At 40.0% G+C, this 16,612-nt stretch carries 11 protein-coding genes and 2 pseudogenes; 1 reads left to right on the top strand and 12 read right to left on the bottom strand.

Annotation, left to right across the window (positions count from 1 at the left end):
- Positions 1-188 precede the first annotated feature (188 nt).
- The 11 genes from A5888_RS16185 to A5888_RS16135 form a co-directional block, all read right to left on the bottom strand.
- Entirely contained in the window at positions 189-3,119 is a 2,931-nt protein-coding gene (locus A5888_RS16185; RefSeq protein WP_086350924.1) for a YfhO family protein, read from the bottom strand.
- 50 nt (positions 3,120-3,169) lie between these two features.
- Positions 3,170-3,790, bottom strand: a complete 621-nt coding sequence (lepB, locus tag A5888_RS16180; protein WP_086350797.1) for a signal peptidase I — start codon at positions 3,788-3,790, stop codon at positions 3,170-3,172.
- Positions 3,791-3,815: 25 nt separating this feature from the next.
- Positions 3,816-4,574 carry a signal peptidase I gene (gene lepB, locus A5888_RS16175; protein ID WP_086350798.1) on the bottom strand — a complete coding sequence of 253 codons (759 nt, stop codon included), beginning with the start codon at positions 4,572-4,574 and terminating at the stop codon, positions 3,816-3,818.
- 16 nt (positions 4,575-4,590) lie between these two features.
- Positions 4,591-5,256, bottom strand: a complete 666-nt coding sequence (locus A5888_RS16170; RefSeq protein WP_086350799.1) for a hypothetical protein — start codon at positions 5,254-5,256, stop codon at positions 4,591-4,593.
- 24 nt (positions 5,257-5,280) lie between these two features.
- Entirely contained in the window at positions 5,281-6,366 is a 1,086-nt protein-coding gene (locus A5888_RS16165) for a DUF916 and DUF3324 domain-containing protein (RefSeq protein WP_086350800.1), read from the bottom strand.
- A gap of 90 nt (positions 6,367-6,456) precedes the next feature.
- Entirely contained in the window at positions 6,457-7,203 is a 747-nt protein-coding gene (locus tag A5888_RS16160) for a WxL domain-containing protein (RefSeq protein WP_086350801.1), read from the bottom strand.
- Positions 7,204-7,249: 46 nt separating this feature from the next.
- On the bottom strand, positions 7,250-8,047 hold the full coding sequence (locus tag A5888_RS16155) for a WxL domain-containing protein (RefSeq protein WP_086350802.1): 798 nt from the start codon (positions 8,045-8,047) through the stop codon (positions 7,250-7,252).
- Positions 8,044-8,439 (bottom strand): LPXTG cell wall anchor domain-containing protein, encoded by a 396-nt coding sequence (locus A5888_RS16150; RefSeq protein ID WP_086350803.1) that lies wholly within the window; start codon positions 8,437-8,439, stop codon positions 8,044-8,046. The genes A5888_RS16155 and A5888_RS16150 overlap by 4 nt, the downstream gene beginning before the upstream one ends.
- Before the next feature lie 17 nt (positions 8,440-8,456).
- Positions 8,457-12,194 (bottom strand): pectate lyase-like adhesive domain-containing protein, encoded by a 3,738-nt coding sequence (locus A5888_RS16145; protein WP_339101704.1) that lies wholly within the window; start codon positions 12,192-12,194, stop codon positions 8,457-8,459.
- 206 nt (positions 12,195-12,400) lie between these two features.
- Positions 12,401-13,084, bottom strand: coding sequence for a response regulator transcription factor (locus tag A5888_RS16140; RefSeq protein WP_339101703.1), 684 nt, complete (start codon positions 13,082-13,084; stop codon positions 12,401-12,403).
- Between the two features lie 699 nt (positions 13,085-13,783).
- Positions 13,784-14,914, bottom strand: a complete 1,131-nt coding sequence (locus A5888_RS16135; protein WP_339101702.1) for a site-specific integrase — start codon at positions 14,912-14,914, stop codon at positions 13,784-13,786.
- A 684-nt stretch (positions 14,915-15,598) separates the two neighbouring features.
- On the opposite strand from A5888_RS16135, the pseudogene tnpA reads away from it, so the two are divergent.
- Positions 15,599-16,058 (top strand): annotated as a pseudogene (gene tnpA / locus A5888_RS16130) (IS200/IS605 family transposase).
- 154 nt (positions 16,059-16,212) lie between these two features.
- Here tnpA and A5888_RS21525 read toward each other — a convergent pair.
- Positions 16,213-16,604 (bottom strand): annotated as a pseudogene (locus A5888_RS21525) (transposase); the annotation flags it as partial.
- Positions 16,605-16,612: the final 8 nt, after the last annotated feature.

The following is a 16,612-nucleotide window of genomic DNA, read 5'->3' as shown; positions in this document are numbered from 1 at the left end:
ATAGACTAGCCACTTTTGGATTTTTTACGGAAGATGTACTGCCAATTTTCAAATGGAAGCAAAATAAATACAATCATCTTTAATTCGTATAAATAATCATCAAATATTTTTTCTAATATTTTCTCCCACTCTCGGCACTGTAAAACTATTTATTTATAAACGAAAAAAGCTTTCGCTCAGCCAATCGGTTATTCTGAGACTTCATCCCGTTCTTCATTTACATGATCATCTAACAGTAACGCTTCTTTTATTTCCGTTTTCGTTTCCATTTGAAAACCAAACTCATTCTCTCTATCACTAAAAGTAAAGCTAGTCATCAACGAATCATTATCAAAAGGGTCTTTCTCTTGAACAAATTTATTAGAGTTCGACTCAGCGGAAAAATTGCTAAATTGTTCCTTCGCTGGCTTCTCGCCTTCAATGCTTGCTTCTTTCAATTTAGAAAATTCAGATGGATCAGTTTTTTCAGCCTCTTTTGCTGGCTTCGGACCATTGCCACCTACACTAACAACCGATGCTTGATAAAATGGATCGTTTCTTCTTCGCTTCAAGACAAACAGATAGCCGCTGAAAAGAAGAAGGCTACTAACCGTTAGTAGTATACCGGTTTTTAACCCAAGTGGCAGATAGATAAACGCAACTGTATGGGTTCCTGTAGGAATAGTCACAGTCAAAAAGGCATCCTTAAAACGAGGTATCTCAACTTGCTTTCCATCTACGGAGACTGTCCAGCCTTGATCATAGGGGATTGTAGTAAACAATACTTGCTCTTCGTCGGTTACCACCTCAGCCTTTGCCGTACGTCCAGAAACAGTGAAAGCAACCCCCTTTTCTTGAATCGTGGTAGCCGCTTCTTCAAACAAGTCAATATCCAGTAAAGCGATATCCGGTGTCAAAAAACTGAATACGGTACCACCTGTGAAAGTCGCTGAAAATTCTATGGTTGTTTCTTCTTCGTACATTCCCAAATCGTAGTATTGACCCGTCATGTTGATTCGAGTCTTTTGACTGGTCCCATTAACCTTCAGCTCAATATTCGCTGTCTCCAGATCCTCGTAGTTATAGGGATAAAGGCTGAGATAGGCCTGTTTTCCTGCCGGAATCACAGCTTCCCAAGTGACGATTTTCTTTGAATGTTTCTCTTCATCCTCCGCCCGATAGGTCTCCAATCCTTCAGATTCTTCCAACTCGACATTGTCCAGTTCCACCATCTCCGGCTCAATAAAAGTGTAGTAGTCAAAGTCTTTCTTTGCCAGTTGATTGAATAAAGAGGTCTGGCTTTGTACTTTCCCTTCCTCATAGACCTGCTCATCTGTCAGTACACCTAAGGGCATCGCATACGTATTTTCATAGAGCGCATACTCGCCACTTTCTGCTTTCTTAGTAAAACCAAACTTATGCATGTCTTCTTTGGTCAGGTTGTATTTGATCCCTGAAATAACATCCATTAACAATGTATTGTTCAGATAACTGATTTGTAGATTTGTGTCCCAAGAACGATACCCTAAATCATGTAAGTAGGACAATGAATGCCGATTTCGGATAGATGAAAACATGGACACGCCACTATAACCATAAGCCAAGCTATCATTTTTTGTCACTGGATCTAAGGTTTCCATACGATAGAAGGACTCATTTTCTGCCTTTGTCTGCGCCACCAAGTTCTTGATCTCCTTATGAGAGCTGTTATATAGCGCAACTGTCGGATAAGACCACTCGCCTTCAATGCCGGAAAAAATACCGTACGTATTGATCCCGCTCTCTACACTAATAACAAGAACAAACAATACGCCTAGCCATTTTGTGTAGCGCTTTTTCTGTAAAAACAAGAGACCCAAATAGCCAAAGCAGAGGATCACTGTCACCCCAAAGGACAATATAGTCACATAAGTGTAGGACCCACTGTACGAACCGACTAATTTGACACCCGTAAACAACAAGACCAGTATGAATACATTATTCAACAGCCGATCGATTCCCTGTTTGTCCAGTCGCTCCCAGCCATAACCTGCTAAAGCAATCACTAGAAAAGAAAAGCCGAAGCTATAACGAAACGGAAACATGTTCGGCGTGTGCAGACCATGCCAGAACAGATTCAACGGCTCCCAGTAGAAGCTGAGAATCAGAACAGCGAATAAACCGCCATAAACCAACTTCTCTCGTTTCGTGGTCTGTCTACTGACAAAGAAATACAGACAGAGGATCAAAGACAGTAACCCAACAAATACAAAAGGGACTGCCCCAAACATCGTTGTATCATAGACCCCTACGAAATTCTTGGCAATCAAGTCCAATGGACCGGTGCCATCGGTCAGGATCGTTTGGACCTTCGACATCGCTTCCCCATTGTTTTTCAAATCCAAAATGGCGGGCAACACCATCGCCATGGATGCCCCACCTGCTAATAAGGAGGTCGTCAGATACATAACGATCGGCTGTTTTCGTTGCCCTTTTTGCAACAATAGTGCGCGTGCACAGAAATAAAGGAACGTAAAGAACCCGGCCATGAACGCCAGATAAAAATTGGAAATAAATAACAAGACATAACTAACAAACAACAGTGCTGGTTTTCGTTTCTCCAGTACCCGATGAATCCCCAGAATGATCAATGGCAAATAAATGAAGGTATCTAACCACATCACCATCTCTGAAAAGGCCAAGGTAAACCCCATCAAACTATAGGAAATACTCAGCCCAACAGGCCCCCATTTCGGCAGCTTGAAGGTCTCCAAGCTGTAATAACAAAACGCCAAACCGGAACACCCGAATTTAAGCAAGGTTAAGAAATAGAGAAATTCCGGCATCTGCTGGTTATCAAAGAAATACACCAGTGGTGTAAAAATCCCCCCTAAATAATAGGAAATAAATGACCAGTAGTTCAAGCCAAATGAAGCATACCAGGTATAGAAGATACTCTCCTCTCCCTTTAACATGGTATTATAGCTGGCAAAGAAATTGCTCAGCTGACTGAAGGAATCACTAGCCATGATGCTTTTTTCACTGCCTGGATAAATCCCAATCAGACCATAGGCAAGAATCAAAATGACAACTGGCAAGGCAAACCCCAAAAACAGCCATCGTCCCTTTTCATTTATAAATGTGTTTCCTTTTTTATCCATATGTCTTCCTTTCCCTTTCAATGTCTCTTCACAAGTAATTGGGTATTCATTTAACGAAGCAATCCAATCGAAGCAAACGGAAAGTAACGAAAAACAACGATTCCTTCGATTTGCTTCTTCGAAATCAGCCCAAAACTCCGACTGTCATTTGATTGAATCCGATTATCTCCTAAGACAAAATAGTGATCTTCCGGAATTTCTGTCAATCCAGTCAATGCATACTGAACCTCGTAAGCAATAGATACTTTGAGCGTTCCATCCGGTAAATCATCCGTATCTGGGGAGAAGGACTGATCTCCGTTCAGATAGAGCGTGTTCTCCCCTACTCGTATGGCATCTCCAGGCAACCCGATGACTCGCTTGACAAACGATTTTCCTGGTTGATCCTTCGGTTCAAAGGTAATCAGATTATAGCGTTGCAGCTCTTGTGTCCTCTGAATGATGATCCGATCTCCATCTTTCAAAGTCGGGGCCATCGAAACACCATCAACTGTATGCTTTTGAAACGCAAATAAAAAAAAGAGAATCCCAGCAAGAAACATCACCAGTAGACCATTGATCAGCCATGACTGCGGTTCTTTGGATGCCTGTTTCTGCGTGCTTCTCTTTTTTCTGTAGGGTCTGTTTCCAGCACCCTTTTTTCGTTTTCTTCTATTATTTTTTTGTTCCATTCCGTTACTCCTTATAAGTAAGAACCTAAAGTCCGCTCAGTTTATGAAAAGGAAACAGCCTCATTTTAATCACACCAATGATTTGTGTTTTCTTCACCGTCCCATAGTCCCGACTGTCCTGTGCATACGTCCTATTATCCCCCATCACAAAGTATTCTTCCTTCGGAATCACCGTTTCTCCGATCACTTGAGACAAGGTGAAATCTGGTGTAAGGATCATCCCCATTTGATGGCTCTCATATAGTTTCTTCTCTAAGAAGCGCTCCACCTGATAGATATCATTGACAAATAGCTCGTCATTTTTGTAGAAAAGCCGCTCTGTAGGTAAGCCAATCACACGTCGCACCGAAAGAGAGCTGTCTCCTTCATCCTTGATAAGCACCAGATCAAAGCGACGAATTGCTCGGCGCTTATTGACAAATAGGATCTCTCCATCAGCGACTGTTGGCGCCATCATGTACCCTTCCATTTGCTGGATAGTAAAAGTAAATAGGGAAATCAGATACACCAGACCAGCGGTCAGAAGTAAACTGATTCCTAATTGAAACAGAATTTTTTTGACCTGCTTTTTTTGCTTAGGTCGTCGTTTTCGTTTCTGTTTTACAGCTTTCGTTAGCTGATTCACATTATTTTTGGCTATAGTTTTTCGCTTCGTATTTGTTTTTCGATGAACCGTTCGCTTCTTTTGCCTTTTTCGTATTGCCTTTTTTGATGCGACATTTGGATGCCCTATCGCTTCTAAAGTTTCTGATTTTTTCCGTGTCTGTTTCTTCTTTTCGCCCATAGGTGATCCCTAGTTTCTATCCATTTTTCTTCAATGAATTTTCATCAATCTTAAACTGCTTTAGGACCTTCTGTTGATGGTCTTGCGTTCGTTTCAAATCCTCTTTGAAACTTGTCAGCTTCTCTTCATCGTCTAAAAAGGACTCTGCTTGGCCATTGATATTGATGCCCAACTCTTTCATATAGGTGTATTGCTTGTTTAACAAGCGCTGGTTCTCCAGCGTCAATCGGGCACTGGCTCTTCGCGACCCATAACTGGCCAAACGACCAGACAGTTCCTTGATGTTACTGATGACCTTCGTTGCGCTTTCTGCACTGTCAATACTCTCCAGCTGACCAGAGATTTCCTCTACTAAATAGTACCCTTGAACGATGCCATCGGAATCTCTCTCATTTAACGTCGTACCCTGATAGTAGCGGGCATAAAATGCCCCACCGCCAAGACCGAGTGTAAGAATCAGTAAGAGAAAGACGTTACCCCATTGCCGTTTTCGTTTATCCTGCAACTGTCGGATCGTACGTTTCAACTTCTTCCGCTTTTTTTTATTCCTGACTCTCTTTTTCTTCAACTGCTTTAGACTGCGCCCAGTCAAAAACGTACCTATCACAGTTAATACCATAAACAACAGAAAGAGGATAGCACTTGACAGTAACCCTATAAATAGCCAATCCAATACACTCATCTATCTATCCTCCACATTCATCTCTCAATTTTTCCCTGATTTCTTCTTTGACTGTTTTTTGTTCCCCTTTTTCTTTTTCTTACCGTTACTGCTAAATCGACGAATCAGCACAAATACGATAACGACTAAAAGAAAGACTCCGCCCACGATCATAGCGATCAGCTTCCAATCAACCCCTTGTTCTTGCAGCAGATTTAGGTCTTCTCCATTGAACTTATCGGCATCCTCGTCGGTGATTTTAAACTCCTCAGTCCATTCCCATCGATCCGCTTCAGTCGTTACCACGATTTTGGCTGTATAATCACCGGCAATCATACGCTCACCTTGCATCGAAATTGGAAAATCAATCATTGAGTTAGGTGCCATACGCATCGAAGCAGACTTTGTGTCATAAAGAACTTCATCTGAGCCCTTTTTACTGATCTGCGCATCAATTGTCATATCATCAACAATGGCCGCCTGTGTATTGGAAAAGTTGACAAAAATCGAGTTGCGGTAATTGCTTAGCTCTGGATAGACCTTGTTTAATGCCATATCCGGTTTCACTTCTGTATCGGTTTCTGATAAAACCATACCAATCAAATAGGCATATTTATTGATAACTGCTCCAGTTTGATTTTCTTCCGCATCAGAACTTAAGTTCTGCAGCTCGATCCCACCAGTGATCACCCCATCATACGCTTCTGTCGGCATAGTGATTTCCAAATCCAGAGTTGTCTCGCTATTGGCCGGAATCTTGACCTCATCCGGTCCCTTGACCAAATTTTCAAATGGGGAGATCAACGAAGCATCATTTTCAATGGTACTTGGTCCATATTCGATCACCCCATTTTTGTTGGTTTTCGCCCCATTCAATTTGACACTCACTGTTGTTTCTATGTTTGTCGGATTGACCAATTTGATTTGGACAGTTTGTTGTTGCCCTGGAGTCATCCGTAAATCAAAGTAGCCCTTATTTTTATCTCGTTGATTCTCTGGCTGAACCACTTCAAAGCTGAAGCCACCACCGCTAAGAACTTCTGATTTCTCTTCTCCATGAGCGGTCATTGTAATGCCTAGTACTGAAAATATGTATAAAAAACAAATAAAAACTGACCATTTTTTGTTCAAAATAATTTCCCTTCCTTCAATCAGAAATGAGCCCCCGATAAAATCGGGGGGAACTCATTACTTTACTATCATTTCTGTTTACTCTGCGATCTATGGCGCAGCAGTGATTGACCAAGTGATTTCAGCTTTGTATACGCCTACTTTTTTAGCTACAGTTCCTGGTACAGTTAAAGTAACTGATTTTTGTGCTGAACCTTCTGCATCCGCAGCAATATCACGTTTACCAAAAGCTAGTTTGTATTGTCCGAATCCTCTGCCTGAAGTTGCATCTGTATGGTTCAGGAATAGCACTTTTTGGTTAAGCTCAAGAGCGTCTGGAGTAGCTTCTACACCTAATGGAGCCAATGCATTCTCACCATCCGTACCATTTGTTGCTACACGAACGTTTTTATACGTGAGTGTAGAACCAGTTAATACGCTGCTTCCTTGTGTGAACTGTTGTGTCATTTCGGCTTCGATTTTGTATGTGTTGTCTGTGCCGTCAACACGGTTATCAATGAATTCTACAAAGTTTTCCATGTCGCCAAAGTTTGCATCATTGAATGCCTTAACATCGTAATCCTGGCTGCTTCCGTCCGCTAGAATCGCATGTTTTTCGAAGTCCAAAGGTGTTACTGCAACGATTTTCAGATCCGATGGATCTGGGTTTGCCGGTGGGTAAGGCAATACTGGTCCATCAGTATCCGGTGGTGTAACTGGTTTTGTTGTACCTTTCTCGAATTCCACGATACCGTCACCTTTTACTGAAGTATCTGCTTGTGTTGCGCTTGGTGCTGCTACTGCGAATCCAATTACTGCTAATAGGGCAGCGCCGCATAATTTGTGTGTGTTTTTCATGTGTGTTTTCCTCCTAAGATATGTGTGTGTAGTTTGTTTGTTGCATTTATGGCAACTCGGATAGAATCCAAGTTAACACCGTGGTGTAAGGTACCGGGTCGATTTTTGTTGCCTCCGGTATAGACAACGTAACAGCGCTGTTCTTGTAAACAGGCTTATTTTCAAATGCCGGGTCGACAATCTGTTCACCGCTAGGTGTCAGACTTGGACTTAAGGTATTGGCTTGACCGTTGGTGTTCTCTTCTGAGGCACCAAACTCGATCAACCACGTTCCTTCTCCCTTACCTTGGGCCGCTTCTGCCAAGGTATAGGTGTCTCCGATATTATCGAGTTGAATAATATCCTTAGACACACTTGGGGCTTTTGATAGATCCCATGTCGAATTGACCCAGGATTTATCAAAGGAAATCACTGCACCCTTTAACTGGTTGTTCAATGTGTTCGGGTTTTCAAACTGTGCCGTTTGACGGACCTGAAGGGTCCAACCACCGCGGGTTCCCCGATAATCGGAAACCTGAATAAAGTTTCCTCTAGGACCTGTATCGCCAAAGAACAGTTGAGCATTCGCTTCATAGAGTCGGTCGCCCTTCGTGATCTTGTTTTGACCAAAGCCTAGTTGAGGAACAAATTCAATCCGCAACGGACCATCGGTACTGGGACTTGGGCCAGGATCAACGACATTTCCCGGTTTTTCCGGGTCCTGTACATCCTTGCCGTAGCCACCTTCAAATTCTACGACACCATTGTTTGTCACATTAGGGTCTGCATAAGCGGTCGTTCCGGAATGGATCACTCCGAAAGACAGGAGAGCAAGCAGACTCACTGAAAATATGCTCAATTTCATCCGTTCCCCTCCTCCTTCGCATCCTTCTTACGCTTCCAGAAGAAGAACAGAACCACTAGGACAACCAGTGCAGAACCACTCACTGCCAAGCTTGTCTTCACCAATTCCCCTGTAGAGGGATATTTCCCAGTAGGCTTTGTGACGGGTGCTTCTGAAGAGGAAGGTACCGTAATGGGTGTTGACGAAGAGGTACTCGCCACCGTAGAGCTGCTTGTTGAACTGCTCGGTGTCGTCGAACTACTACTTGTTTCTTCATAAAACTGAATGACTCCATTGGTTTGGACTGCTCCACCGTTCTCTGCCGCAAAGCTAGTTGGAACACCAGCTGTTCCTGCGACAGTCAGCAACAGGAGCATGGAGAGTCGAATCAGATGAACGATGTTATTTTTCATGTTTCTCCTCCCCAGGTTTAAGGCGTATCACCTAAATGCCAAGTGATTTCTGCCTGATATTGTCCAAGTTTTTTTACAGACCCAGCTGGTACTTCCAGCTTAAGTCCCGTTCCTCCGGAACGCCACTCATTACTGACAACATATTCTCCGACATCCGAATGCGTGTGGGTCTTGATGAGCGTTGCCTCACCATCCAACGCTTCTTCTGATGTACCATCATTGAATTTGATTGCTTCACGTAGGATTTTCGTCGTATCACCCGTATTGGCCATTTCCTTCGTGAGGGTCGCTGTCAATGTCCAACTCGTCAGATTGCCACGATTGTCAGAAACGGTCAGAGGCATATCTAACTCCGGCTCTTCCACCCGTGTATCATTCGTTGCGACGGTGTGCTTCTTGAAGTCAATAACACTTGGTGCTGAAATCAGCTCTAGAACACCATATACTTCTCCACCTGGTAGTCCTACTTCGTTCGATTCGATAGTAATCCGTGCATGATCAGCATCTGGATTAATCGGGCCTGCTACAAATGGTACTTCTTGTGGTGAATATCCCTTTGCATCAACCTTATTAGAAATATTTCCGCCGACTTTGCTATTATTCACTTTCACTTCAAATGTTACAATGAATTCAGCAAGCGTAGAAATGTCTCCAACATTGATGGACAATAAACGTGTCGTTTCATTGTACTCAAATGCATCAGCTGCAAGAGTAATCTCTGTCTCAGTGCCAAGAGCATCGATTTTCTTGATTGTGATTCCGTGGTTTTCAGGACTGAAAACTAGCCCTTCAGCAAGTGTGTCTTCTAATACAACGTCAGCCCAATCCATTGAATTAGTCTTATCATTTTTGACTTTCAAAGTGTAAGTCAATGTATCCCCAACAGAAGTAGTTGCTCCACCGCTAGATATGACAGATTTCGTCAATTTGGGATTGTCTGGAATAACATCCTTGACAGTCAAACGCAAAGCTGAATCAAACCGCTCGTCATTCAACTCCCTAATTGCATCATGGTAACCGGAATAACTCGCATAGCCATCTACTTCTTCACTGATGTTTCCATAAACACCATCAGGCTCTTGTGTATAGGTTGCTGGTAAAGCATAAAATTTATCTCCAAAATATGCTTTGATATCTGGAATTGTTGTTAAATCAGTAATTCCTTCTTCCGCAGCAACTTCTTTTAAATTCGTGTTATTCGTTAAAATTGATTGACCATCAAGAATATCTTTCAAGTAGATATCAACTTTATCTCCTTCAGCCAAATAGCTCTGAAGATTGATTGTCCATTGACCACCCGATACAGTCGTTGTTACAAGATTGTCAGATGCATCCTTCAACCATGCTCCATTAACTTTAACAAATACTTTCGCACCGTCTTCATCACTAGTACCAGTAACTTGCTTCGTCGCATTACTTAAATCAGTTGATGAAACAGCTTGTGTTGGTGGCGTGACATCAATTGTTTTAACAACGCCTGTCAGAATATCTTCAGGTAAACTTTCATGTACCTTACCATTTAGACTATTCGCACCAGTACGATGTGCACCAACTACTTCAACAGTTTGACCTGTTTCCAAAAACTTGCCATCTGGTAAAGTTATTTCGAACATACCATTTCTGGCATTTTCTCCATAGACACTTTTACCAGGAGCACCTATAGTTTTACCCGTCAATGGGTACGCTACTGAACCATCAACATTCCTTACCACTACGTATACAGTTACTTCATCAGACCATGCATCACGGTTGTTTTCAAAACCTTCTGGTACAGAAGCGTGTCCATAAATTTTCTTGTCACCATTTGTTGGAATTCTCAGATCATCTACTACTGGTCTGGCGTTATTCCCACTCATACGAGAGTAGTTATTCGGCGCACCAAACAGTGAATTAAATCCACTATCGTTAGAGCTTGAAATTGTTGCTAAGTTGGAACCTGTCAATGAAAAGTCAATCAAGGTCCAGTCATAAACAGGGTTGTCAATATAAACTCTTGACCCTTTTGTCCATACACTGACATCTGTATTTTTCGCAACAAATGTTCCAGCACTACCAGTTAAAGCGAAAATATTTCCTCCGCCGGATCGTGTATTGGCGAAATCATAGTAATAAGGATTATCAATCAGCACAGCTGCTCTTGCGCCCATATTGAATGTACCGTTACTGATAGCAGGAGTTGTCCCACGAGCAATATATTCAGTTTCAGGTCCTACATCGATTGTTGAATCACCAGCACCACCATAAATCGAAGGTCCAGAATCTGCGATCATATATACTCGACTACCTTTATCTCTAATGGTGTAGGTGTTGTTTCTACCTGGTAAATTCAATGCTTCATTAGCGTCGGCAATTGGGCTTCCAGTTCCTTTATTGTAGATATTCATCTTGGAAGCACCTGTTACTTCGGTAATAAAATTATTACCATTCAAACGTAACGCAGGAGCATTCCCATCTAAGTGTTGAATATCAAATACAGAATTATTTGAGATATGGAATTCATTTCCGTCACCGGAAGACGAGAATCGAACAGTAGCAGCATTTGTAGTACTTCTATCAGTTACTGCTTTCAAAGTTGCATTGTTACTAACAACAAACTTATTCCCACCAAAACGAAGACGTATACCAGAAACAGTTTTTCCATAAAGCTCAAGTGTCGCATTATCAACTGTAACCGTTCCGCCACCGCGGTCCCCATCATTAATTCCTAAAGCCCAGGCAAGACTTCCGCCACCTGTATCATTACTAGCAATCAGACTTTTTGCTCCATTAGCAGTGTGAACATTTAAAACAGTTACTGTATCATTAGTAGAGTATAATTTGTTTTCACCCATTAAATTAATTGTAGCCCGCTGACTTGTAATTGTCGGAGCAATGTTATCTTCTGGGGTTACTACATTTGTAAAATTGACGGTCCAAACAGCAGACGTACTTGTTCCTGAAGTAAATATCCCAGTTGCTCCTAATTTAGTGATAGTCAAATCATTAAGTGTCAGAGTACCAGCGACATTTCCTAATGCCACATTGCCGTTATTTGCGCCAAAATCTAGCTTATGACCATTACCATTGATTGTTAAATCTCTGGATATAGTCCCAGGTGCTGTCCCTGATCCTCTTGGAATATCGTTACCAAGATTAATCACATCAACACTAGTATTATTCAACGCAGCTATAAACCCAGCCCAGTCAGTGACTACTGTAGCAATTCTAGCTTCCGGAGCAGCAAAAGGTGCTATTTCAGGAACTTCTGTAGCATCCGATTGTACTTCTTCAACATAGCTCAAATTAAAAGAGTCCGAGGCAACCTCTGCTTCCTCACTAATAACTTTCAGTCTCCCATTAATCGTTTTATTCAATGAATCAGTTTTTAAAACGATCGGTATTACATACGTTTCATTGGATTCATTAAAAGTAACAGTGACTTGATTCTTATCTCCACTATCAACGATGTTCATCTTTTGTTCCGAAGTCTTATTAGCATCTTCTAAAGAAAGATATTCTTCAATATCCTCTGCATATAGAATTCGTGCAGTTTCTTCCGCTATAGCTAAGGTAATTTGGCTTCCTTGCTGTGGATTTTCTACTTTTAAATTAAAGACGACTTCATTCATTGATTCAGATACCTTTTCAAGAGAATAGAATGCTGTTTCTTCATTCGAAGCTTTCACTACAGACTGATTTTGCAAATAAGTGAAGCCAAACAAACCAAGTATAGTGACTAGAGTAGCGAACAGAATATGTTTCTTTCTAAAATTCATCTTTCTCCTCCTTTCCTCAAAAATGATGTCCAACTTTTTGTCAGACGATTTATCTCAAATTCTACAAACGGATAAACTTAGGCTTCCATATTGTGTTTGGTTAAACTAAGATGTATCTTTTGTAGAAAAATGAAATACAGTTTAATCGTCACCGTCATTTCTTTAAATTAGAAACTGCCATGACTCTTTTCCATATACCATAGAAACTAAACATTTAACAGGTAGCCTTTTGAACGTACCGTTTTGATATACTTTGGCTCAAGTGGATTTTTTTCCAATTTTTTTCTCAAATGGAAAATCAGATTTGCTACACGGTAATTGGAATTCTTCACATCATCCCCATCGTTATCCCACACTTGTTGATAAATCGCTTGGTACGGAATGGCTTCGGATTTTTTTTCATAGAGTAATTCGATTGTTTTAAACTCTAGCCTCGTCAAACTAATCTCCTGATTTCCTTCTATTACAACACTCAAGTTATTCGGAATCAATTTGAAATCGTCCAGATTTTCTTCAACTTCTTCAGAAAGGCCATATCGTTTCAATGAGTTCCTTAGAATCAACAGGTACTCATCAGGTTCAATTTGATTAGTGACAATACCATCTGCTCCTAATTGAAGGAAAATGATTCTTGTTGTATTTGGCAATTTATCTGATAGAATCCAAATCAACGTATTTGTTCTTTTTCTGATTTCAATAAGTAATTCGCAGATATTGCCAACATCTGCTGCAGAGCCACTTTGTATGAGTAGCACATCTAAGCCCCCACTACCTTCAATTGCTTGTTCTGAAGAAATGTTCTTTATGTTGAAAATCGTCTTTCTCTTCAGTACCTCTATGTATTCATTATTAGGATATTTTCCATTTGATACAAAACCAAGGTTATACATCTCATTCTCCTCCTTGTATAATTTTACATTTATTTTTTAAAATTATTTTTCCAATTTTGAATGCCTTTTAAAACTAACTTTTGAGGATATCTGCTATAATTACTATCAAGAATTACACTTTCTTTGTTATAACTACGCTCGCATATTGTTTTCCATCAGTTTTTTCTTAAAAGTATCAGTTTTGAGAAAGCCGATTTAAAGGCATGGAAAATGACCCAAACAAAATAGATTGACGGGCGATTTGACGGCTGTTTGCATTCAAAAAGTAGTTGTAGCTTTCAGATAATGTAACAAAAAGACTGAACGAATTTGTTCAGTTAGTAAGTAATAATTGAATAAACTTTTGACTATTTCACCTCTATCAAGGCAGTTAGTTCTTGATGTTCCCCTCTTTCCGCTAGAGCCTCTGCATTAAAGAACTAGTACTGTTCTCCATTGGGAATCCTATATTCTTCTAATTTACTTTTCTATACTGTTGCCACTAAAACTTTCTTTAAGAAATGACTATTCACTTTAATTTTTGAGAAAAGAAGGCTTGAGCCTTAGCTGAATTCATATAATTGAACAACACATTCATAGTTTTCGAGTCACCTAGATAAAAGAGAACTAGCCTGTAAACTTAGAGAATAGTATGTTTTTTTCAAGATAATATTCCTCCAAAATCTTCATCCTCTAATGAAAAAAAGCTCCGCGATTGATTCACGAAGCTTTCTTCATAGGTCTATCAATATTCAGATCAGCGTCAATAACAGAAATGGCTGTTTGTCGATTTTCCCATAAAGAGTCGGTATACGTATCTAGCGTCATCTTGATAGACGCATGTCCTAAGAGCTTACTTAATGAAGCAATATCGACCCCCTTCTCTACACAGCGAGTCGCAAAGGTATGTCTCAATGCGTGGAAATGGATGGATAAACCAGACTTTTCAGTAATTTTCTTGAAGCGGTAGTTAATGACACGCGGCTCCGCAAAACTGTTTTTGCAGGAAATAACAAAAGTAGATGTCGCATTCTTCTTATTTTCTAATAGATAGTCCTTCAAATTCTCAGCTAGAGGAATACTTCGTTTAGAGCTATCTGTTTTAGGTGAACCGAGAATCAATGTTGTTCGGGCTTTTTCTCCTTCACAACTGATTCGAAGCAGTGTTCGTCGGACATGGATCACGTTGTTTTCGAAATCGATATCAGACCATTTCAGACCGCTTATTTCACCAATCCGCATCCCAGTGTATAAGGAAAGAATAACCGGTGAGCATTCTGTATCTTGTAACGCATATTCTTCCAATATCTTTTGCTGTTCAATAGATAACGCATCAATGCTTGTTGTTGTTGCTTTGGGCAGCGTAACATTCTCGCAAGGATTGATCATCAAATAGTTCTCTTTACACGCTTGACTCAACGCATATTTCAAAACCGTGATGATCCCCCGAATCGTTGTAGCTGCTAAGCGTTGAAACTGTAGATGTTGAACAAATTCATTAATGTCTCTAGTATCAAGCTTCGTCATTTTCTTATTGCCCAGAAAGGGAATAATATGTTTTTTCACTCGTCCTAGATAAACCGTATGAGTCGAGGGCTTGACACTTCTCTTTACCGTATATTCGAGCCAATAATGTAGCCAATCGGCAAGGTTGCCTTGAAATGTTCGTTGTATTCGATCCAAATGGTTGTGCTGTGATTTTAATAAGTTGAGCTTTTTCTTTACTACACTGTATTTTCTGTCATAAACATAACCAAAAATAATTTTCCCATTCTCTGAGCGACTTTTGATGTAACGTCCTTCATAACGTCCATCTTTTCTCTTGTAAATGTTCTCACCCTTTTTTGCCAAGTTGACCACTTCCTAACGTAAATATTTGACGGCTATCCCGACGGCTGATTTGATGTAGTAAACAAATGTTTTAAAAAAATAACTTTTAGTTATCATTAATATTATTTTATCATTTTTTGTTAAAATACATAAAAAAATGATAAAATAATATTGATTTACCTGTAGACCATTCTTGTTTTTTAAGTTAAAATTTTAAATGAGTTTGATATTTAATTAAAACTTAAAACATAAAAGTGATATTTTCTCAAAACTGATACTTTTACGAAATGGATATTTACAAAATATAGATGTATCTCTTTTCCATATTTTCATTATATTTCATCTGACTTATGAAATGTGAGTCCATTGCAATATGTCTCTTTTTTTTTGCAATATTGACTATCAACATAAAAAGAATTACAACGCTTGTTACTCAAACCATTTATTGTGCTAAAAAATTAGACTTTTTTAGGACTGTGGTATAGATTTATAAAGAAACTCAATGAAATAACCAAATAGTGAGCCGCCCCCAAAAAAGGTAGATTGAATATCTAACTTTTGGAGGTTTTTTTGTATGTTCTGAAAAACCCTAACTATGCTAAAGGTTCCGGAGAGCTTCCAGCGTGGTAGTAAAAAAGCCTCCCAAACTGTTAAGATGAAGTTGGTTTCCCGACCACCACATCAAAAAGTTTAGGAGGTACCTTTATGAAAAAGGTTAACGAAAGTCTATCACACACTGTATGGAAATGTAAGTATCATTTGGTATTCGCACCAAAATACAGAAGGCAAATTATTTATGGAAAATACAAGACAAGTATAGGTGAAATACTCAGAGAACTATGTGAAAAAAAGGTGTAGAAATCATTGAAGCAAATGCCTGTAAAGATCATGTTCATATGCTAGTGAGCATACCACCAAAATTGAGTATCTCTCAATTTATGGGCTATTTAAAAGGAAAAAGTAGCTTAATGATTTTCGACAGACATGCCAATTTGAAGTATCGTTATGGCAATCGAAAGTTTTGGTGTCGAGGATACTATGTGGATACGATAGGGAGAAATAAGAATATATTCGTAATCAACTTCAAGAGGACTTCGTAGCAGACCAGCTAACCTTATTCGAAGAGGTTGATCCGTTTACAAGAAAAGAAAATCGGAAGAAATAGAAAAGAGCTCCTTTAAGGAGCTGTGAGTAAATGTGGTACACGTGGGAGACCTTTTCTTCAGTGAGCCTTTCAGGCTCTGGCCGATAATAGAGGCTTACAGCCGCAGAGCAAGAGCTTGAAACATAAGTTATACAAGCAAAAAAAGAAAGAATTATTACTTGTAGAAAAAACAAGCTGATTCTTTCTTTTTTCTGTTATTCTCTTTCTTTTGAATCGTTTCCCTTTGGGAAACTGTCAGTTTTCTTAAGTTAACTGCCAACAAGGCAAAGCCCAACTCATTTTTCACCTGTTCTTTGCCTCTGACTGAAAGACGAGTAAAACCCAAAATAGCCTTCAAGAATCCGAAGGCAGGTTCTACATCTATTTTTCTGCGACGATAAATGGCTCCAGTCTTTTCCTCTGAAAGTAGCTGCTTCATTTGTCCTTTATAAGACAACCACTTTCGATTTTTTGAATAACTCGAGCATGGCTTGATGTTGCCTTTTTACATTGGGCGCGTACCGAACAATCCAGACAGGTTTCGCATTGATAAAAGCGGATAACCTGTAGTTACA

The organism is Enterococcus sp. 9E7_DIV0242, from assembly GCF_002140975.2.
In the GTDB taxonomy this organism is placed as follows: domain Bacteria; phylum Bacillota; class Bacilli; order Lactobacillales; family Enterococcaceae; genus Enterococcus_L; species Enterococcus_L clewellii.
The sequence above is the reverse complement of the archived record's forward strand: the minus strand, read 5'-3'. Positions and strand labels throughout refer to the sequence as shown.

Bases quoted from the DNA above. Each gene is read 5' to 3' on its own strand.
- A5888_RS16185 (WP_086350924.1), bottom strand. From the start codon at position 3,119: ATGGATAAAAAAGGAAACACATTTATAAATGAAAAGGGACGATGGCTG.
- lepB (WP_086350797.1), bottom strand. From the start codon at position 3,790: ATGGAACAAAAAAATAATAGAAGAAAACGAAAAAAGGGTGCTGGAAAC.
- lepB (WP_086350798.1), bottom strand. From the start codon at position 4,574: ATGGGCGAAAAGAAGAAACAGACACGGAAAAAATCAGAAACTTTAGAA.
- A5888_RS16170 (WP_086350799.1), bottom strand. From the start codon at position 5,256: ATGAGTGTATTGGATTGGCTATTTATAGGGTTACTGTCAAGTGCTATC.
- A5888_RS16160 (WP_086350801.1), bottom strand. From the start codon at position 7,203: ATGAAAAACACACACAAATTATGCGGCGCTGCCCTATTAGCAGTAATT.
- A5888_RS16155 (WP_086350802.1), bottom strand. From the start codon at position 8,047: ATGAAATTGAGCATATTTTCAGTGAGTCTGCTTGCTCTCCTGTCTTTC.
- A5888_RS16150 (WP_086350803.1), bottom strand. From the start codon at position 8,439: ATGAAAAATAACATCGTTCATCTGATTCGACTCTCCATGCTCCTGTTG.
- A5888_RS16145 (WP_339101704.1), bottom strand. From the start codon at position 12,194: ATGAATTTTAGAAAGAAACATATTCTGTTCGCTACTCTAGTCACTATA.
- A5888_RS16140 (WP_339101703.1), bottom strand. From the start codon at position 13,084: ATGTATAACCTTGGTTTTGTATCAAATGGAAAATATCCTAATAATGAA.